We start from the raw sequence: 18,021 nt of genomic DNA, 5'->3' as shown, positions 1-18,021 counted from the left end.
CCTGGCTCGAGTACTACAACACTCGACGCCGCCACAGCGCACTCGGAGGGCTCCCACCGGTCAGCCGCCTGGCACCAACCTGATGGCCGGGTACATCTAGAGCATCAGCCGGATCAGGTCCGCGGTGCGCACCAGACCGGGCAGCGCCTCGGCCGTCGAACGCGGATGCAGCGCATGGACCGCCAGGCGGAACATCAAGGAGCGCAGCAACATCTGTGGCCATTCCGGCAGATCCTCCCAGCGGGCGATCAGTTCCGCGTCGGCTCCGCCCCAGGACAGCGCATCCACCACGACGACACCGGCAGCCCAGGCCACGGGCCGCCAGTACGGGGTGATGTCGGTGATGCCCGGCGCCTCCGAACCGGAGAAGAGCACCGTGCCGAAGAGGTCACCGTGCACCAGCTGGTCGGGACTGCGCACCGGCTTGCGCAGCGTCGCCAGTTGCCCGATCAGCTCGACGCTGGTGCGGCCGTCCTCGGAGACCGCCTCGAACTGACCCTTCACCGCACGCAACGGGACCTGCTCCCACGCGGCTCGATCCGCCGCCACGAACACGTCGACGTCGGCCCACGGCGCCACCGGGGGCTGCACCAGGAAGCGCGGACGCTCGAGGGTCGCGGTCGCCGCGTGCAGCCGCATCGACAGCGAGACCACCTCGTCGTGCCGCGGTTCCGGAGACCCCTCGATGAATGTGTCTGCCCGCCAGCCGGATACGACGTACCGTCCGTCCGTGGCTCGGACCGGCCTCGCGATCCGCACCCCGTCCGCGGTCAGCGTCTCGCGCACCTTCGCTGACCACGCGGCGCGGGCATGGTCGGCCACCGGCGAGAGCACGGTATCGCCGCAGCGCCAGCCGCCGTCCCAGTCGGCGCCGAGCGGTATCGGCTCCGACTCGCGCAGACCGAAGGTGGAGCGCACATGCTCGGGAGGTTCGACAGAGCTCACGGGGCCAACGCTACCGCTGACAGGCGTGTCCGCCGCCCCAGACGCGCCGCGGACGCGTCAGTACACCGGCAGCGAGCGATCCACCTGGTTCGCCCACGCGATGACCCCGCCCTGCAGATGGGTCGCGTCGGCGAAGCCCGCCTTCTTCAACGCGGCCAGCGCCTCCGCCGACCGGATACCGGTCTTGCAGTGCAACACGATCGGCCGATCCTGCGGCAACTCCGCGAGCGCCTCCCCCGACAGGATGCGATCCTTCGGGATCAGGGTCGCGCCCGGCAGGTGCACGATCTCCCACTCCACCGGTTCACGGACGTCGATGAGCTCGATCTCCGTGCCCGCTTCCAGCATCGCGGCCAGTTCGGGCGCGGTGATCGTCGAATCCGCGGCCGCCACCACTCCGTCCTCGGACACGACGCCGCAGAATGCGTCGTAGTCGATGAGCTCGGTGATCGGCTGACGTGCGGGATCACGGCGGAGCCTGATGGTCCGGTAGCTCATCTCCAGCGCGTCGTACACCATCAGCCGGCCGAGCAGGGTTTCCCCGATGCCGGTGATCAGCTTGATCGCCTCGGTCGCCATGATCGAACCGATGGATGCGCACAGCACACCGAGCACGCCGCCCTCGGCGCACGACGGGACCATGCCCGGCGGCGGGGCCTCCGGGTACAGGTCGCGGTAGTTCAGCCCGCGGCCGTCCGGGGCGTCCTCCCAGAACACCGACGCCTGACCCTCGAAACGGTAGATGGAACCCCAGACGTACGGCTTGCCCGCGAGCACGGCGGCGTCGTTGACGAGGTAGCGGGTGGCGAAGTTGTCGGTGCCGTCCAGGATCAGGTCGTACTGCGCGAACAGGTCCACCGCGTTGTCGGGTTCGAGTCGGAGCGGGTGCAGTCGCACCTCGACGTTGGAGTTGATCTCGAGGATGGAGTCGCGGGCGCTCTCCCCCTTGGGCCTGCCGACGTCGGCCTGACCGTGGATGACCTGCCGCTGCAGGTTGGACTCGTCGACCTCGTCGAACTCCACGATGCCGATGGTGCCGACGCCCGCGGCCGCCAGGTAGAGCAGCGCAGGCGACCCGAGCCCGCCCGCGCCGATCACCAGCACCCGGGCGTTCTTGATCCGCTTCTGACCGACCATCCCCACGTCGGGGATGATCAGGTGCCTGCTGTAGCGCGCCACCTCGGCGCGGCTCAGTTCGCCCGCGGGTTCGACCAGCGGCGGCAACGAGTTCTTGGACTTCAGGTCAGACACGACGGCTCCTACGGTCTACGCGCTCACGCAGCTACAACGCTCCGTTCGGGTCCATTCTTCCCCCGATCGACCGCGGTCGCCCTACCCCCGCGGGTGCGGCCAGGGATTGAACCGGCAGGTCTTGCCGTCCATCGGCACCACGCCCTCCGGATCGAGCCTGGCGATGTCGTTGTTCGACGTGCCGAAGGTCTGCTGCATCATCACCGGCGCCAGTCCCCCGTCCGACTCACACGGCTGGTGATCCTGATAGCCGATGGCGTGGCCGACCTCGTGATTGATCTGATACTGCCGGTACGAGCCGATGTCGCCCTGGAAGGCGACGGCGCCGCGAACCCAACGCGGCTCGTTGAGGATCACCCGGTCGATCGACGGGTTGTAGCACGACACCTCTAGTTCGATGTCGTACCCGCAGGCCTGACGCACCGACATCTGGGAGGTCAGAGAGATCCGGAAGGTCGGCTCCCCGCTGTCGATCCGCCGGACCGCGAACCGCGGGTCCTTGGTCCAGCTCTTCGGGTTGGACAACGTCTGGTCCACCATCCGCCCGAACGCCTCGTCGCCGCCGAAACCGGCGGTGTCGACGCCGTCCTCGACCTCGACGGTGTAGGTGAAGACCTGCTCGGTGCCCTGCCCGGCCTGCGCGGTGGTACCCGGGATGACATGCCACGCGCCTGCGCCCGCCACCGTGAACGGCCCGCCGTCGGGGAGCGCCCCGGACGGGATGGTCGCGGCGAAGCTGCCGTCGCCCTGCGGCGGTACCCCGATCACGGCGGTGCCGTCGGTTTCGGTGCTCAGCGCGCCGAGGCCGGGACCATCACCGGTCTCCGATTCTGGCGACGTGCCGCCGCCGCCGCGGATCGCGTCGACGCCGACCAGCACGGTGACCACCAGTAGGACCGGGATCGCATATGCCCGCCAACCGTATGCGGAGACGAACTTACCGAGCTTGGTCTGCTTTCGAGCCGCCCGCTCCGGTCGCGGGGCGCGGGGGCGCCCGAGCTCGCGACTGGTGGGATCCCATTGCGCCCGCAGCGGCTGATGGGAGCCGCTGCCGCCCGGCTCACGGCTGCCGTAACGGTCCTCGTCGGGGTGACGATCGTCTGGGTAGTCGGGATGATCGGGGTAGTCGCCGTCGCCGGAGCGACGCGGTGCGTCGCCCCGCAACCGCGGTCCACCTCGATCTGTCACGACGTCAGAATCTCACAGACCGGCGCCACGGCGATTCGGCGCGCCGAACGCGTCCCGAGCGGGCGCCGGAGGACGACATGCCGACGCCGACCGCAACACCTGGAATACTCACCTACACAGCATGCGCCATTGTGAGGGCGACCCGACGATCGTCCGGGTATCGTTCGATGACTTTGTGCACTCAGTGCAGTGAGCACCCTCACCGCGCCGCACGAGTCAGCGATGGTGGATTGGCAGCAGATTGGGAGCACGATGACAGAACTCGCGGACCGGGCCGCAGCGCCCGCCGCCCAGACCACCAAACGCAGCACCCGTCTCCCCCGTGACGCGCGCCGCCTGCAGCTGCTCCAGGCCGCGAGCGAGGTCTTCGTCACCAGGGGCTACCACGCGGCGGGCATGGACGAGATCGCCGAGTGCGCGGGCGTCAGCAAGCCCGTGCTGTACCAGCATTTCCCCGGGAAGCTCGACCTCTACCTCGCGGTGCTGCAGAGTTACGTGGACAGCCTGATCTCGGGAGTGCGGCAGGCCCTGCGCTCGACCACCGACAACCGGCAGCGCGTCCGGGCCGCCGTGCAGGCCTTCTTCGACTTCGTCGACAACGACAGCCAGGGCTACCGACTGGTGTTCGAGTCCGACGTGATGGGCGACCCGCAGGTACTGGCCCGCGTCGACCAGGCCACCGAGGCCTGCGTGGATGCCGTCTTCGACCTGGTCAGCCACGACTCGGGACTCGATCCCTACCGGGCCCGCATCCTCGCGGTCGGCCTCGTCGGCACCAGCCAGTTCACCGCGCGCTACTGGCTGCAGGCGAACCGGCCGATTCCCAAGGAAGAGGCCGTCGACACCACCGTCGTGCTCGCCTGGGGTGGCCTGTCGCACGTGCCGCTGCAGCACTAGAAGCTCCGGACACGAGAACGGGGCGCGGATCACCGCGCCCCGTTTCTTCGTCTCAGGCGACCTAGCTGGACGCCGCGAACCCGACCTTGCGGCTGTCCGACGGTCCGATCTCCACGTACGCCACCTTGTTGGCCTGGATCAGGAACTTGCGCCCCTTGTCGTCGACGAGCGCGAGCACGCCACCCTCGCCGCCGAGTGCGGCGGCGACCAGTGCCTCGACCTCGTCGGGGGTCTGCTCGCTGTTCACGATGAGCTCGCGCGGGCTGTCAGAAACGCCGATCTTGACCTCCACGGCCAACCTCCGAAATCCTCGTGCCATCACTACCGAAGCCCAGGCTAGTGCAGCGACTCGCCCACGCGCCCGCGCTGCGCGCGTGCTGAGAGCGAACAGCGCTACACGAGTCCCAGCACCGTCATCCGCTCGGCGTGCCGCTCCTGCATCCGGTCGAACATCGCCGCGATGCCGGTCAGGTCGCCGCTGGCGGTGATCACCAGCTCCGTCAGGTCCTGGCGCTGAGCCATCACGAACTGCGCCTGGGTGATCGCCTCACCGAGGAGTCGGCGTCCCCACAGCATCAACCGGTCCTTGTCCTGCTTGCTCGAGCGGACCGCCGCGCTGACCTCGTGCACCACGAACTCCGAGTGCCCGGTCTCGGCCAGCACCTCACGCACGACGGCGGCAACCGACGGGTCGAGCGAGTCCGCGATCTCGAGGTAGAAGTCGGCGGCGATGCCGTCCCCGACGTAGGCCTTGACCAGTGATTCCAGCCAGGTCGACGGGTGCGTCGACGCGTGATAGCCGTCCAGCGGCGCCACGAACGGTTCCATCGCGGCGTAGACATCGTGCCCCCGCGCGGTCAGCGCGGACTGGAGGGTCTCGAAGTGGCTCATCTCCGCCGCCGCCATGCTCGCCAGCGCGACCTTGCCCTGCAGGGTCGGCGACATCTGCGCGTCCTCCGCGAGGCGATAGAAAGCGGAGATCTCGCCGTACGCGAGAACGGCGAAGAGTTCGCCCACTCCCGGGTGGTCGGCGGCGATGGCTGGCGTCAAAGAATCCGAGGAATTGGCTCCCATGCGGACAGCCTAGACGGATGGGAGCGCACACAGATCCCGGCCGCGCGGCCGCACGCCCGGGTGAGATTGGCCATGCAAATACGGGCGTAGCAGGTCGCGCAAGCTACCATGGACGCGGGCAGCCGCCCGTCGCCCGAACAAACGGGCCGACACAACCACGCGGCGACCCGCAGATAATGTGCGCGCACCTGATCTTGAAGTCCCTTCCCGCGCCGCGTCGAGATCCCACGATTTCCGCGCTCAGGCAGCAGGAAGCGCGACTCACGGACGAGGGCACCGACATCGGCCGACAATCGGCCTGGCCCCACCTCGTGCGCGCGTGCCAACGAGGAAGGCCAGACCCCTGAGCAAGATCACGATCGACCATGAAGACGACGCGACCGAAACAACGCTCTCCGCACAGCTCGACGAGACCCACACCGCCCCGACCTTCGCCGAACTCGGCGTCCGGGACGAGATCGTCCGTGCCCTGAACGAGATCGGCATCGAGCGCACCTTCGCCATCCAGGAGCTGACGCTGCCGCTCGCGCTGGCAGGCGACGACCTGATCGGCCAGGCCCGCACCGGCATGGGCAAGACCTTCGGATTCGGCGTCCCGCTGCTGCATCGCGCCAGCAGTGCCGACTCCGGCACCTCCCCGCTGGACGGCACCCCCCGCGCGCTGATCATCGTGCCGACGCGCGAGCTGTGCATCCAGGTGACCGAGGACCTGGTCAACGCGAGCAAGTACCTCAAGGCGGGCGACCGCAAGCTCGAGGTGCTCTCGATCTACGGCGGACGCCCGTACGAGACCCAAATCGCCGCGCTGCAGAAGGGCGTCGACGTCATCGTCGGCACCCCCGGCCGGCTGCTCGACCTGGCCAAGCAGGGCCACCTGATCCTCGGCAAGATCGGCGTCCTCGTCCTCGACGAGGCCGACGAGATGCTCGACCTGGGCTTCCTTCCCGACATCGAGCGCATCCTCGGGATGGTCCCCGACAAGCGCCAGACCATGCTGTTCTCGGCCACCATGCCGGGCCCGATCATCACCCTCGCGCGAACGTTCCTGACCCAGCCGACGCACATCCGCGCCGAGGAGCCGGAATCGTCCGCTGTGCACGACCGCACCAGCCAGCACATCTACCGGGCGCACGCGCTGGACAAGGCCGAGATGGTCGCCCGCGTGCTGCAGGCCGATGGCCGCGGCGCCACCATGATCTTCACCCGCACCAAGCGGACCGCACAGAAGGTGGCCGACGATCTGGCCGAGCGCGGGTTCTCCGTGGGCGCCGTGCACGGCGACCTCGGCCAGGTGGCCCGCGAGAAGGGCCTCAAGGCCTTCCGCACCGGCAAGATCGACGTGCTGGTCGCCACCGACGTCGCCGCGCGCGGCATCGACATCGACGACGTCACCCACGTCATCAACTACCAGTGCCCCGAGGATGAGAAGACCTACGTGCACCGGATCGGCCGGACCGGTCGCGCTGGCCGCACCGGCATCGCCGTCACGCTGGTCGACTGGGACGACATCCCCCGCTGGCAGCTCATCGACAAGGCGCTCGGTCTCGGTATCCCCGATCCGACCGAGACCTACTCCAGCTCCGAGCACCTGTACTCGGAGCTGAACATCCCGACCGACGCCAAGGGCACGATCAAGCGGGCCAAGGCCGAGCGGGCAACCGAGAACGCGGGCGGCTCCGACGACGCGGTCGAAGGCCGCACCGAGAAGTCCGAGCGCCCCGCCCGCACGCGGTCCCCCCGCAAGCGCACCCGCGGCGGTCGCAGCACCGCCGAAACCAACACCACCGCAGCGGTTTCCGATGCCCCTGCCACGGACACGACCGCGCCCTCGGGCGACGGAACGGCGCCGGCGCGACGTCGCCGCCGTCGGCGCAAGCCCGCGGCAGCGGGTGCCGCACCTTCCGTGGCCGTGGCCTCGGAGTAGCCGCCCGCCGTGGTCGCACCGGAGCGGCGCACCCGCGCCGACCTCATCGCCGCAGTCGCGATCGCGGTCGTCGTGGTGCTCGCTGCCGGTGTGATCTGGCTGCGCAGCGACGCCAGGGGCACCACGTCGATCACGGCGGAAACGCCTGCCACACCGGCAGATACGGCACTGTCCGTCCCGGAACGCGTTGCCGAGATCTGGCGCGCGGACAGCCCCGCCACCCCTCGTCCGGTGACCGCGGGCGGCGCCGTGGTGACCGCGCGGGACGGCGCGGTCACCGGCCACGACCGGGACACCGGCGCGCCGTTGTGGAGCTACACCCGGGACCAGCCGCTGTGCGGGGTGATCGGGGCGTGGAACTCCGTAGTCTCGGTGTACCGCGACGGCCGCGGCTGCGGCGCCGTCACCGAACTGCAGGGCGCGGACGGATCTCGCGTCGCCCAGCGCACGAGCGACGCCGACGACGCCGTGACGCTGTCCGAGGACGGCACCTACGTGACCTCACGCGGGCTGCACCGGATGGAGCTGTGGCGTTCCGATCTGGTGCGCACCCTGGAGTTCGGCCGCGTCGATGCGCCGGTGAACCCCAACACGCAGCCCCGCTCGGGCTGCGAACTGCTCTCGTCTGCCTCGAGCAGCACCCGGCTCGCGGTGCTCGAACGCTGCGAGGGCGAGCCAGCCGATCGCCTCAGCGTGCTCAATCCCGCTCCCAAGGACAACTCCGAGCCGGACGAGTACGGCTCGAGCGTGCTGGCCGACCTCGATCCCGGCGCCACCGGCGCGAAGGTGCTCGCCGTCACCGGCGAGCGCACCGCCGTCTTCCTGCCCGCCGGACCCACCACGGGCGCCCGGGTCGGGGTCTTCGACGGCTCCGGCACGCCCCTGGCCGTGCATCCGGTGCCCGCCGACGTCTCCCCTGATTCCCGGGTGGTCAAGGTCGGCTCGGTGTTCTCGTGGTGGACCGGTTCTCGGGTGATCGCCCTCGGCGCAACGGATTTCGCTCCTCGATGGACCGTCGAGGGCGCCATCGGTCCCGGCGCGCTGATGGCAGGCCAGATCCTGATCCCCGTCGATGGCGCCATCGCCGTGCACGACACGGTGACCGGAGCCGAGGTACGCCGGATCGCCGTCGACCGCGACGGCGAACGAGCGCCGGTCACCAGCGCGGTGCTCGGGACGATGCTGCTCGAGCAGCGCGGGGACGAGCTCGTCGCCCTGCGCTGACGGGTCAGACCGTGGGGCTGAAGGTCACCAGCTCCGCACCGGTGTCCCAGTGCGCCACCAGCTGCTCGGCCAGCTCCCGGTACGCGAGCGCGCCCTTGTTGCGCCTGCCCGCGAGCACCGTCGCCCCCGAGGCACTGGCCTCCGCGAACCGCACCGTGCGCGGGATCGGCGGCGCCAGCACCGGCATCTCGTAGCGGTCGGCGACGTCGGAGATCACGTCGCGGCTGTGCGTGGTGCGGGCGTCGTACAGGGTCGGCAACGCGCCGAGCAGCCGCAGGTCCGGGTTGGTGATCTGCTGCACCTCGCCGACCGTGCGCAGCAGCTGGCCGACACCCCGATGCGCCAGCGTCTCGCACTGCAACGGCACCAACACCGAGTCGGCAGCGGTCAGCCCGTTGAGGGTCAGGACACCGAGGGACGGCGGGCAGTCGATCAGAACGATGTCGAAGTCGTTGTCCAGCGTCGCCAGTGCGCGCTTGAGGGCGAACTCCCGGCCCGGGCGCATCAGCAGCATCGCCTCCGCACCCGCGAGGTCGATCGTTGCGGGGACCAGCGAGATGCCCTCCTCGGTCTCGAGGATCACATCGCGCAGCGCCGCCTCACCGGTGAGCACCTCGTGCACCGACGACTCGACCCGATCCGGGTTGTGACCCAACGAGAACGTCAGACACCCCTGCGGGTCCAGATCCACCACGAGCACCTTGCGCCCGAGTCCCGCGAGCGCGGCCCCCAGCGAGGCAACCGTCGTGGTCTTTGCGACCCCACCCTTTTGATTCGCCACAGCGAGCACAGTTGTCACGCCGGTGATCTTTGCGCATTTCGACGGATGTGGCGAGCGCTCGCGCCGAGATCGCCCTGGCATCATTGCGGCATGAGCACCATGCGCCCCCGCATCGCCCTGGTCAGACACGGCGAGACGGAGTGGGCATTGAACGGCAGGCACACCGGCCACACCGACATCCCGCTCACCGCGACGGGTGAGGAGCAGGCCCGCGACGCCGGGAAGCGGATCGCCCGGCTCGGCCTGCGGACCCCACTCGTCCTGACCAGTCCACGCAGCCGGGCGGCCAGGACCGCCGCGCTCGCCGGTCTCGGCAGCGCCACCGAGTGGGACGCGCTGGCCGAGTGGGACTACGGCCAGTACGAGGGCCTGACCACTCCCCAGATCCGCGAGAGCGTGCCGGGCTGGACGGTGTGGTCGCACCCGTGCCCCGGCGGGGAGAGCGCAGAGTCCGTCGCGGCGCGGGCCGACATGGTCCTGGGGACCGCGCTGTCACAACTCGCCGAACGCGATGTCATCCTGGTCGGCCACGCCCACTTCTCCCGCGCTCTGCTCGCCCGGTGGGCCGAACTCCCGGTCGCCGAGGGCAGGCGATTCGCGATGGACCCGGCGTCGATCTCCGTGCTCGGCTTCGATCGCGGCGTCCAGCAGATCATTTCCCACAACGCCACCAACTGATTCGAACCGAGAGCGAGCAACCCATGATCCGGCGGGCCACCCCCGACGACGCCGCGGCCATCACCGGCCTGATCTACGACCTTGCCGAGTACGAGAAGGCGCGGCACGAGTGCACGGTGACCGAGACGCAGATCGCCACCGCGCTGTTCGGCGAGAACCCGTCGGCCTTCTGCCACGTGGCCGAGGAGGCCGGAGCCGTCGTCGGGATGGCGCTGTGGTTCCGCAACTTCTCCACCTGGGACGGCGTTCACGGGATCTATCTGGAGGACCTGTTCGTCCAGCCGGCGCGGCGCGGCGCGGGCCACGGCACGGCGCTGCTGGCCGCGCTCGCGAGGGAGTGCGCCGACAACGACTACAGCAGGCTCAGCTGGTCGGTGCTGAACTGGAACGCCCCGTCGATCGCGTTCTACGAGTCGCTCGAGGCGGCCGCTCAGGACGAATGGACCACCTACCGGCTGTCCGGCGACGCCCTGAAGAGCCTCGCCGCGCGGGCGTGACTAGGAAGCCTCGTCGCCGTACTCGTCGGCCATCCACCGCGACGAGGGGCTGCTGAAGAGCAGCACCAGAGCGGCGATCACCACCGCGCCGAGCAGTACCCCGTACGCCGTCTGGTGGGAGGCGGTGAGCAGCGACCAGGCCACCGGGAGCAGCAGCAGCTGGGCGAGGACGGCGATCGTGCGGCCCCAGCGCCTGCCGGTGATCAGCGCAATGCCCGCGGCCAGCACCGCGCCGCCGAGGATCACGAACCACGCCGCGGTCCCGTATCCACTGGTCGCGGTCTGGTCGTGACCGAGGAGGCCGCGGATCACCAGCACGAGCGCGATGCCGACGGCGACGGCGCCCTGGAGGGTCACCAGCGCTCCGGCCCAGCGGATGGTGGCGGGCGGGCGGGGTCGTGAGGACTGCTCTGGCACCGAGCCAGCCTATAGAACCCCCGACTCCCGGCTAGGGTGGTGTCCCGTGCGCGCGCTGCTGATCGTCAACCCGAATGCCACCTCGACGACCCCCGCGGCGCGTGATCTGCTCGCGCACGCGGTGTCGAGCAGGGTCCAGGTCCGGGTCGCGCACACCACCCACCGCGGTCACGCAGGCGAACTCGCCCGGCGGGCGGCCGTCGAGGGCATCGGCCTGATCGTCGTGCACGGCGGCGACGGCACCGTCAACGAGGTCATCAACGGACTGCTCGGCGCGCCGCACCCGGATTCGATGAGCGAGGTCCCGATCGGCCCCACCCCGCTCATCGCGGTGGTCCCCGGCGGCTCGGCAAACGTGTTCGCCCGCTCGCTCGGCATCAGCCCCGACCCGGTGACGGCGACGAATCAGCTCATCGAACTCCTCGCGCTGCGGCAGAGCAGGCGGATCGGGCTCGCCCATTGCGACAATCGCTGGTTCACATTCAATGCCGGCATGGGGCTCGACGCGCAGGTGTGCGAGGCGATCGACGCGAGCCGCGGCAACGGCCATCCGGCGACGCCGTCGCGCTATGTCCGGACCGCGATCCGTGCCTTCTTCCGCAACCGGGGCACCGAACCGGCGTTGACCGTCCAGGTGCCCGGTCGCGATCCCGTCGAGGGCGTGCACTACGCGTTCGTGTCGAACTCCAGCCCGTGGACGTACCTGAACGAACGCCCCGTCCGGATCAACCCGGAGACCGACTTCGATACCGGCCTCGGCGTCTTCGCGATGACCACCATGCGCGTACCGACGACCCTCATGATGGTCCGGCAACTCCTCACGCCGGGCGCACAGCCCAAGGGGCGCAATCTTTTTCGTGTCGACGACGTGCCGCGGGTGCAGATCCGGTCGAGCACTCCGATCGCGCTACAGATGGACGGCGACTACATCGGAATGCGCACCGAGGTCGAGTTCGTCTCGGTCCCCGACGCCCTCTCCGTCGTCGCGCCGAGCGGCGCCTGAGACCCTCAAAACATGAGAAAATGCCAAGAAACCTTACGGCACTAGTGCATTCTCGCCGCAACCGGGGTAGAAAGTAGCCCAGACCACATAGGGCAACCTAACAGAGTGAGTTACCCCACGAAGCGGTCTGATTCCATTGACATCCCGCTAGTTCGTGAAAGCATTCACAAGCAACAGCGCGGAAACAATTCATACCGTGCGCATGAACTCAGCGATACGAAACGGTGCAGAACGCACCCGGTTAAGGAGCAGAAGGATGGACTGGCGCCACAACGCAATTTGTCGGGACGAAGACCCGGAATTGTTCTTCCCCGTGGGCAACAGCGGTCCGGCCATCGCCCAGATCGCGGACGCCAAGCTGGTGTGCAACCGGTGCCCCGTGACCGCCGATTGCCTGTCGTGGGCACTCGAGTCCGGCCAGGACGCAGGCGTCTGGGGCGGCATGAGCGAGGACGAGCGTCGCGCGCTCAAGCGTCGCAACGCGCGGACCCGCGCCCGCACCACGGTCTAGCAACACAGCACCGTACGAACGGGCCCGGCACCTTGATGGTGCCGGGCCTCAGTCGTTTCTGGGGACCAGTCGTTTCTGGGGCTACACGCGGTTGGCCCGGCGGCCGAGCGGCACCCGCAGCGCGGCGTCCGTGCCGCCGCCCTCCGCGGGATGCAGGCCGAGCGAACCGCCCAGCTCCGCCGACACCAGGGTCCGGACGATCTGCAGGCCGAGACGTTCGGACCGTTCCAGGCTGAACCCGGGCGGCAGGCCGCTGCCGTCGTCGTGGATGACCACGTCCAGCCACCGCGCCGATCGCTCGGCACGCAACGTCACGGTGCCCGCCTCCCCCGGCTCGAAGGCGTGCTCGATGGCGTTCTGCACGAGTTCGGTGAGAACCATGACCAGCGGGGTCGCACGCTCGGCGGGGAACACCCCGAGGCTGCCCTCGCGGCGCACCTGGACCGCGCTGCCCACCATCGCGACGTCGGCCATCATCGGCACCAGCCGGTCGACCACCTCGTCGAGATTGACCTCCTCGTCCACCGACATCGACAGGGTGTCGTGCACCAGCGCGATCGAGGTCACCCGGCGTACCGACTCGCTCAGCGCCTGACGTGCCTCGTCGTTGTTCGTGCGCCTGGCCTGCAGCCGCAGCAACGCCGCCACGGTCTGCAGGTTGTTCTTCACCCGGTGGTGGATCTCCCGGATGGTCGCGTCCTTGCTCAGCAGCGCGCGGTCGCGGCGCTTGACCTCGGTGACGTCACGGATGAGCACCGCGGCGCCTGCGGGCTGACCGCCCGGCCGCAGCACCAGGGTGCGCAGCAACACGATCGCCCCGCCCGCCTCCACCTCCATCCGCTTGCCCGCCTTGCCCGCGAGCGCGGCCCTGATGTCGTTGGTGACGTCCTGCGAGTCGAAGGGGTCGGTCACCAGCGTCCGGGTCACCGACGCCAGGTCGCTGCCCTTCAGGGTCGTGGTGGTCAGGCCCATGCGGTGGTACGCGGAGAGCGAGTTCGGGCTGGCGTAGACCACGATCCCGTCGGAGTCGAGCCGGATGAAACCGTCGCCCGCCCGCGGGCTGGACAGGATCTCGCTGTGCTCCTCCGGGGTCGGGAACGTCCCCTCGCTGATCATCTGGCACAGGTCTGCGGCGCAGTCGAGGTAGGCGACCTCCAGCGGGCTGGACTGCCGCTGCTGGGTGGGGTTGGTGTCGCGGCTCAGGACGGCGATGACGTCGCCCGCGCATCGGACGGGGATCGCCTCCCGGCGGACCGGGGTCCCCTCGCCGGCCGGGCCGTCCTCGACGCGCACGATCCGCCATTCCGTCAGCGCCTGCCGCACGTGCGGATGTTCGGTGTCCGAGACCACGGTGCCGACGGCGTCCTCGGCGAACGCGGTCGGTGCGGTGGTCGGCCTGCACTGCGCGACACAGACCACTTCACCGTCACCGGCGGCGTCCGGATTGCCGCTGTCGGAGCCCACCCACAGCAGGACGTCCGCGAACGACAGGTCTGCCAGCAGCTGCCATTCCCCGACCACCCGCTGCAGGTGGTCGACGGCGCTACCCGGCAGGTCGGTGTATTCCGCCAGCAGGTCGCTGAGGGTGGACATCGGTCAGTGCGCGAACGTCAGGAGATGACGGCGATCAGGTCGCCCTGCTGGATGACGTCGCCGACGGTGACGCCAACCGAGGTCACGGTGCCGTTCACCTCGGCCAGGACCGGGATCTCCATCTTCATCGACTCCAGGATCACGAGGGTGTCACCCTCCTTCACTTCGTCGCCTTCCGCGACAACCACCTGGAAGACGGTGGAAACCATCTCGGCACGCACGTCTTCTGCCATCGAGCACCTCGCTTGTATAGACCTGCCAATGGAAGTACAGCCAACCACACGTGGAAGAATGTCCCCGAGCGAGATCTGAGGGAAGGAGACAACCATGGGTAAGCGTGGTCGCAAGAAGCGCAGCCGCAAGGGCAACAAGGCCAACCACGGCAAGCGTCCCAACAGCTGACGCGTCGTAGACGAAGCCTCACACAGGGCCGGACACCTTCGGGTGTCTGGCCCTGCGTCGTCTCCGCTCCTCGCCAGCCGGAACGTATCCGTCAATTCGCCCGCCCGACCACCGCGAACGGGGCTATAGTTCCGCGCCAGAGTCGGGGACCAATCGGTATGTTTCGGCGTCGCCCTGCCCCGCCTCCTGACCCTTCACCGCGCGACCACCCAGGAGAACCGATGCCCCACACCTCGCAGCGGCGACGCGGCGCAGCCGCCCGACTCGCCACCGCCACCGCCTCCACCGCCGCAGCCGTAGCACTCATGACCATGAGTGTCACCGGCATCGCCACAGCCCAGTCCGCCGAGACCGGGTCCGCGAACACAAAGCGCGCCACCACGACCCACGACAACCTCACCGTCACCCACGAGATCATCGGAAGCAACATCGGAATGGTGGGCGACGAAATCCATTACCGCACCACCGTTTCGGCTACCGACGGACCCGCGCGACAGGTCACCGGGATCGAAGAATTCATCTGGGATCTGGTGGGCTGCTACAGCACGTGGACGACGGCGAAGTCCGGGACCGTGACGTACACAAACGATTCCGGTAAGCAGGTGACCGAACCCATGCCCATCGACAACAGGTACATCAACGGCTACCAATACCCGGCGGTCGGGTCGTGGACCGTGGACCCGGCAGCGGGAACAACCGTCGTCTACGACACCGTCCGCAAGTTCCAGACCGCGGGCGGAGGATTCGCCGTGGGTTGCGACTGGGCCGGCGACGCGAGCCCGTCGAACATCGACGCCTCGCTGAAAGTCCGAGTGGACGGTCTCGACACGCTCGATTGGCGCCCGACCGGCGTCACCGCGACCTGCGCCTTCTACTGCATGGTTCCCGGCAGCCCTGCCGGTTCGGTCGACATGGTGCTCGGCTCCGAAACGTTCGCGAGCTGACCTGACCCTCTCTGCATGGGCGCATTTGCCCTCGCAATGCCCGGGTCTTCAACAACGGACGCTGAACGGCAGACGAGGCCGCAACGAGGGCCGTCCTTGAGGGTCAGTGTCTCTGAAATACAGTTATACACAACACATTTCGGAATCCTCCTCGCAAATCCGGCACGAACCCTACGATGAGGCCCACGCCGTCGGGGGGCACGCGCAGAGTCGACTCTCCCGACACGCGCTCCCAGTTGTCTCCTTTCGAACGGAGTCCCGTGTCGCTCTCGTCCACACCCACCCGCCGCATCGCCGCCCGAGTTGCCACCGCCGCCGCGGCCGCCGCCCTGCTCGCCGCCGGCGTCACCGGCACCGCGACTGCTCAATCCGCTGACGCAGTCGGATCCGCGGCCGCACCCGGCCACGACGCCTCCGCCACACACGCGACCACGACGCATGACAATCTCGCCGTCACCCACGAGGCCATCGGGCCGAACATCGGATTCGCCGGCGACGAAATCCACTACCGCACAACCATCTCCGCAACCAACGGCCCCGCCCGGCAGGTCACCGCGATCCAGCAGGTCAACGAGACGGCCGACCCTTGCGGCATCCGCAAGTGGCAGATTCCGGTTTCCGGGACCGTGACGTACACCAACCCGACAGGCGAACGCGTCACCGACTCGACGAACCTCTACGGGGGCGCCGCGGGCTCATGGACCGTCGACCCCACCGCTGGTTCCACCGTCGTCTACGACACCGTCTACGCGCTCCAGAACCCGAACCTCGGACCCGCTGTCGGATGCGGTCGAACGACCGACCCCGTCACGCGCTCCGACGCCGGCGCGGCGGGAGTCAACCTCGACGCTCTCCTGCTCGTCAGTGCTGACAGCCTCAACACCCTCACCTGGTCCCCGACCGGCGTCACCGTGAGCTGTGCACTCGGCTGCCGGCTCGGCAGCCCCGCGGGCTCCGCCGAACTGTTCTTCGGGAGCTGAATGCACCGGCGAGGGCCGCCCGGGAGTTCCCGGGCGGCCCTCGCCGTGCTTATGCCTACTGGTCCGGGTCGACCCGCGTGATGATCGTGGTGCTGCGCAGCTGAATCGTCAGCCGCTCCTTCAGCCCTTCCGGTGCGTGCTCGCCGCCGCACTTGCGCGAGAGCAGCGACTTGACCTTCTCCTCGATGCCGTAGGCCTCGAAGCAGGAACCGCAGTCCTCCATGTGCCGCCGCAGCCGGGCGCGCGTCGTCTCGTCGCACTCGTTGTCGAGCATCAGCCACACGTCCGCGATCACCGCGGAGCAGTCCAACCGCTCGAACTCGTCCTGCTCGCTCACCGGGTCGCCTCCTGCTCCTGGGCCGCCGCCGACACGGCGCCGCTCCGGTTGAATCCACGTTCTCGTGCCACGTCAGCCAGCAGCCCGCGCAGCTGCTTGCGTCCGCGATGCAGGCGCGACATCACGGTACCGATGGGCGTGCCCATGATCTCCGCAATCTCCTTGTACGGGAAGCCCTCGACGTCGGCGTAGTACACCGCCATCCGGAACTCCTCGGGCAGCTCCTGCAGCGCCGCCTTGATGTCGTCGTCGGGCAGGGAGTCGAGCGCCTCCACCTCGGCGGACCGCAGGCCCTGCGAGGTGTGCTCGGCGGTCGCCGCGAGCTGCCAGTCGGTGATCTCGTCCGTCGGGTACTGCGCAGGCTGACGCTGCTTCTTGCGGTACGAGTTGATGTAGGTGTTTGTCAGGATCCGGTACATCCAGGCCTTGAGGTTCGTCCCCTCCTTGAAGGAACGGAACGCCGAGTACGCCTTGATATAGGTCTCCTGGACCAGGTCCTCCGCATCGGCCGGGTTGCGGGTCATCCGCAGGGCTGCGCCGTAGAGCTGGTCCAGCAGCGGGAGCGCATCGCGCTCGAACCGCGCGGTCAGATCGCCGCTCGACTCGTCCTTCGGAGGCTGATCGTTCTCGGGCCGGTCGTCAGGCACGCTGATCCCTTCGCTCGCCATAGGGATCAAGGCTACCGCTACCCGGTCGACGGGACTGCGGCCAGCGGGACGCTCGAGGCACTGCACCGACACCGACGACTCCTTTTCGGGATGGACCAACGTGCTCGGTGCAACGCCGGCCGTCTGTGTTGTGTTCCCAGAACTAGGGTCTGTGCCATGGCCGGAACCTCAACCCCCGCGACGCAGGCGCTCGCCAAGGGCAAGATCGCGCACCGCGTGCACAGCTATGAACACGACGCGACCAGCGCGTCCTACGGCGCCGAGGCGGTCGACGCCCTGGCAGGCCAGCTGGGCCTCGAGCCTGCGCAGATCCTCAAGACGCTGGTGATCAAGACCTCCGACGGCAAGCTGGCGGTCGCGGTGCTGCCCGTCCCCGAGAAGCTCTCCCTCAAGGCCGCGGCGGCCGCGCTGGGGGCCAGCAAGGCCGTCATGGCCGAGCAGGCCGAGGCGCAGCGCTCCACCGGCTACGTACTCGGCGGCATCTCCCCGCTCGGTCAGCGCAAGCGACTACCGACCGTGATCGACGCCTCCGCCGCGAACTGGGACCGGGTGCTGTGCAGCGCGGGCAGGCGTGGGCTGGAGATCGACCTGGACCCGGCCGACCTGGTCCGGCTGACCGGCGCTGTGCTCGCCCCGATCACGGCGGGCTGAGCAGAAATACTCGGGCGGGCGCGGCGGTTGCATCACTAGGCAGCCATCCCCGCGAA

The 18,021-nt window shown here is 69.0% G+C and carries 23 protein-coding genes; 12 read left to right on the top strand and 11 right to left on the bottom strand.

Annotated elements, in window-relative coordinates; genetic code table 11:
• The coding region (locus ACFXMV_RS18355) for an integrase core domain-containing protein (RefSeq protein WP_378500521.1) at window positions 1-83 on the top strand (83 nt) is incomplete at its 5' end.
• Window positions 84-96: 13 nt separating this feature from the next.
• Here the strand turns inward: ACFXMV_RS18355 and ACFXMV_RS18350 are convergent.
• From ACFXMV_RS18350 to ACFXMV_RS18340, 3 genes are all read right to left on the bottom strand, one after another.
• The gene (locus tag ACFXMV_RS18350) at window positions 97-945 is read right to left on the bottom strand and encodes a TIGR02569 family protein (RefSeq protein ID WP_378500518.1); all 849 of its coding nucleotides are present in this window, start codon (window positions 943-945) and stop codon (window positions 97-99) included.
• Window positions 946-1,002: 57 nt separating this feature from the next.
• Window positions 1,003-2,187: an adenylyltransferase/sulfurtransferase MoeZ gene (gene moeZ / locus ACFXMV_RS18345; protein WP_378500520.1), complete on the bottom strand. Its 1,185-nt coding sequence runs from the start codon at window positions 2,185-2,187 to the stop codon at window positions 1,003-1,005.
• A gap of 90 nt (window positions 2,188-2,277) precedes the next feature.
• On the bottom strand, window positions 2,278-3,384 hold the full coding sequence (locus ACFXMV_RS18340; protein ID WP_378500517.1) for a DUF3152 domain-containing protein: 1,107 nt from the start codon (window positions 3,382-3,384) through the stop codon (window positions 2,278-2,280).
• Window positions 3,385-3,636: 252 nt separating this feature from the next.
• On the opposite strand from ACFXMV_RS18340, the gene ACFXMV_RS18335 reads away from it, so the two are divergent.
• The gene (locus tag ACFXMV_RS18335) at window positions 3,637-4,281 is read left to right on the top strand and encodes a TetR/AcrR family transcriptional regulator (protein WP_378500519.1); all 645 of its coding nucleotides are present in this window, start codon (window positions 3,637-3,639) and stop codon (window positions 4,279-4,281) included.
• Window positions 4,282-4,342: 61 nt separating this feature from the next.
• On the opposite strand, the gene ACFXMV_RS18330 is transcribed toward ACFXMV_RS18335, so the two are convergent.
• Both ACFXMV_RS18330 and ACFXMV_RS18325 read right to left on the bottom strand, forming a co-directional pair.
• Window positions 4,343-4,573, bottom strand: a complete 231-nt coding sequence (locus tag ACFXMV_RS18330) for a DUF3107 domain-containing protein (protein ID WP_378500516.1) — start codon at window positions 4,571-4,573, stop codon at window positions 4,343-4,345.
• A gap of 101 nt (window positions 4,574-4,674) precedes the next feature.
• A complete protein-coding gene (locus ACFXMV_RS18325) occupies window positions 4,675-5,355 on the bottom strand; it encodes a ferritin-like fold-containing protein (RefSeq protein ID WP_378500515.1) in 681 nt (226 codons plus the stop codon).
• A 319-nt stretch (window positions 5,356-5,674) separates the two neighbouring features.
• Between ACFXMV_RS18325 and ACFXMV_RS18320 the strand changes: the two genes are divergently transcribed.
• A complete protein-coding gene (locus tag ACFXMV_RS18320) occupies window positions 5,675-7,279 on the top strand; it encodes a DEAD/DEAH box helicase (protein WP_378500514.1) in 1,605 nt (534 codons plus the stop codon).
• 9 nt (window positions 7,280-7,288) lie between these two features.
• Window positions 7,289-8,503 (top strand): PQQ-binding-like beta-propeller repeat protein, encoded by a 1,215-nt coding sequence (locus tag ACFXMV_RS18315; protein WP_378503130.1) that lies wholly within the window; start codon window positions 7,289-7,291, stop codon window positions 8,501-8,503.
• A 4-nt stretch (window positions 8,504-8,507) separates the two neighbouring features.
• Here the strand turns inward: ACFXMV_RS18315 and ACFXMV_RS18310 are convergent, their stop codons facing one another.
• Window positions 8,508-9,302 carry a ParA family protein gene (locus ACFXMV_RS18310; RefSeq protein WP_378501475.1) on the bottom strand — a complete coding sequence of 265 codons (795 nt, stop codon included), beginning with the start codon at window positions 9,300-9,302 and terminating at the stop codon, window positions 8,508-8,510.
• 72 nt (window positions 9,303-9,374) lie between these two features.
• Here ACFXMV_RS18310 and ACFXMV_RS18305 point away from each other — a divergent pair, with 72 nt between their 5' ends.
• Together ACFXMV_RS18305 and ACFXMV_RS18300 are read left to right on the top strand one after the other, a co-directional pair.
• Complete coding sequence (locus tag ACFXMV_RS18305) at window positions 9,375-9,962, top strand: acid phosphatase (RefSeq protein ID WP_378501476.1); 588 nt, start codon at window positions 9,375-9,377, stop codon at window positions 9,960-9,962.
• 23 nt (window positions 9,963-9,985) lie between these two features.
• Window positions 9,986-10,459 carry a GNAT family N-acetyltransferase gene (locus ACFXMV_RS18300; protein WP_378501477.1) on the top strand — a complete coding sequence of 158 codons (474 nt, stop codon included), beginning with the start codon at window positions 9,986-9,988 and terminating at the stop codon, window positions 10,457-10,459.
• On the opposite strand, the gene ACFXMV_RS18295 is transcribed toward ACFXMV_RS18300, so the two are convergent.
• Window positions 10,460-10,876, bottom strand: a complete 417-nt coding sequence (locus ACFXMV_RS18295; protein ID WP_378501478.1) for a hypothetical protein — start codon at window positions 10,874-10,876, stop codon at window positions 10,460-10,462.
• 46 nt (window positions 10,877-10,922) lie between these two features.
• Between ACFXMV_RS18295 and ACFXMV_RS18290 the strand changes: the two genes are divergently transcribed.
• Window positions 10,923-11,879, top strand: coding sequence for a diacylglycerol/lipid kinase family protein (locus ACFXMV_RS18290; RefSeq protein ID WP_378503129.1), 957 nt, complete (start codon window positions 10,923-10,925; stop codon window positions 11,877-11,879).
• A 256-nt stretch (window positions 11,880-12,135) separates the two neighbouring features.
• Window positions 12,136-12,390, top strand: a complete 255-nt coding sequence (locus ACFXMV_RS18285; protein WP_027500159.1) for a WhiB family transcriptional regulator — start codon at window positions 12,136-12,138, stop codon at window positions 12,388-12,390.
• Between the two features lie 81 nt (window positions 12,391-12,471).
• On the opposite strand, the gene ACFXMV_RS18280 is transcribed toward ACFXMV_RS18285, so the two are convergent.
• Window positions 12,472-13,983, bottom strand: a complete 1,512-nt coding sequence (locus tag ACFXMV_RS18280) for a sensor histidine kinase (protein WP_378503128.1) — start codon at window positions 13,981-13,983, stop codon at window positions 12,472-12,474.
• A 17-nt stretch (window positions 13,984-14,000) separates the two neighbouring features.
• Window positions 14,001-14,216, bottom strand: a complete 216-nt coding sequence (locus ACFXMV_RS18275; RefSeq protein ID WP_378502270.1) for a biotin/lipoyl-binding carrier protein — start codon at window positions 14,214-14,216, stop codon at window positions 14,001-14,003.
• A 94-nt stretch (window positions 14,217-14,310) separates the two neighbouring features.
• Between ACFXMV_RS18275 and ACFXMV_RS18270 the strand changes: the two genes are divergently transcribed.
• The 3 genes from ACFXMV_RS18270 to ACFXMV_RS18260 all read left to right on the top strand — a co-directional run bounded on the left by ACFXMV_RS18270 (window position 14,311) and on the right by ACFXMV_RS18260 (window position 16,309).
• Window positions 14,311-14,385 (top strand): 50S ribosomal protein bL37, encoded by a 75-nt coding sequence (locus tag ACFXMV_RS18270; protein WP_115967926.1) that lies wholly within the window; start codon window positions 14,311-14,313, stop codon window positions 14,383-14,385.
• Window positions 14,386-14,606: 221 nt separating this feature from the next.
• Window positions 14,607-15,329 (top strand): hypothetical protein, encoded by a 723-nt coding sequence (locus ACFXMV_RS18265; protein WP_378502313.1) that lies wholly within the window; start codon window positions 14,607-14,609, stop codon window positions 15,327-15,329.
• 260 nt (window positions 15,330-15,589) lie between these two features.
• On the top strand, window positions 15,590-16,309 hold the full coding sequence (locus tag ACFXMV_RS18260; RefSeq protein ID WP_378502312.1) for a hypothetical protein: 720 nt from the start codon (window positions 15,590-15,592) through the stop codon (window positions 16,307-16,309).
• Between the two features lie 55 nt (window positions 16,310-16,364).
• On the opposite strand, the gene rsrA is transcribed toward ACFXMV_RS18260, so the two are convergent.
• Entirely contained in the window at window positions 16,365-16,646 is a 282-nt protein-coding gene (gene rsrA / locus ACFXMV_RS18255) for a mycothiol system anti-sigma-R factor (RefSeq protein ID WP_378500548.1), read from the bottom strand.
• The gene (locus ACFXMV_RS18250; RefSeq protein WP_378500547.1) at window positions 16,643-17,314 is read right to left on the bottom strand and encodes a sigma-70 family RNA polymerase sigma factor; all 672 of its coding nucleotides are present in this window, start codon (window positions 17,312-17,314) and stop codon (window positions 16,643-16,645) included. The genes rsrA and ACFXMV_RS18250 overlap by 4 nt, the downstream gene beginning before the upstream one ends.
• A 156-nt stretch (window positions 17,315-17,470) precedes the next feature.
• Here ACFXMV_RS18250 and ybaK point away from each other — a divergent pair, with 156 nt between their 5' ends.
• Window positions 17,471-17,965 carry a Cys-tRNA(Pro) deacylase gene (gene ybaK / locus ACFXMV_RS18245; RefSeq protein ID WP_378500546.1) on the top strand — a complete coding sequence of 165 codons (495 nt, stop codon included), beginning with the start codon at window positions 17,471-17,473 and terminating at the stop codon, window positions 17,963-17,965.
• Window positions 17,966-18,021: the final 56 nt, after the last annotated feature.

Source organism: Rhodococcus sp. NPDC059179 (assembly GCF_042754885.1).
Taxonomy (GTDB): domain Bacteria; phylum Actinomycetota; class Actinomycetes; order Mycobacteriales; family Mycobacteriaceae; genus Rhodococcus_G.
Note: the sequence above shows the minus strand (reverse complement) of the source record. Positions and strands in the feature narration are given on the sequence as shown.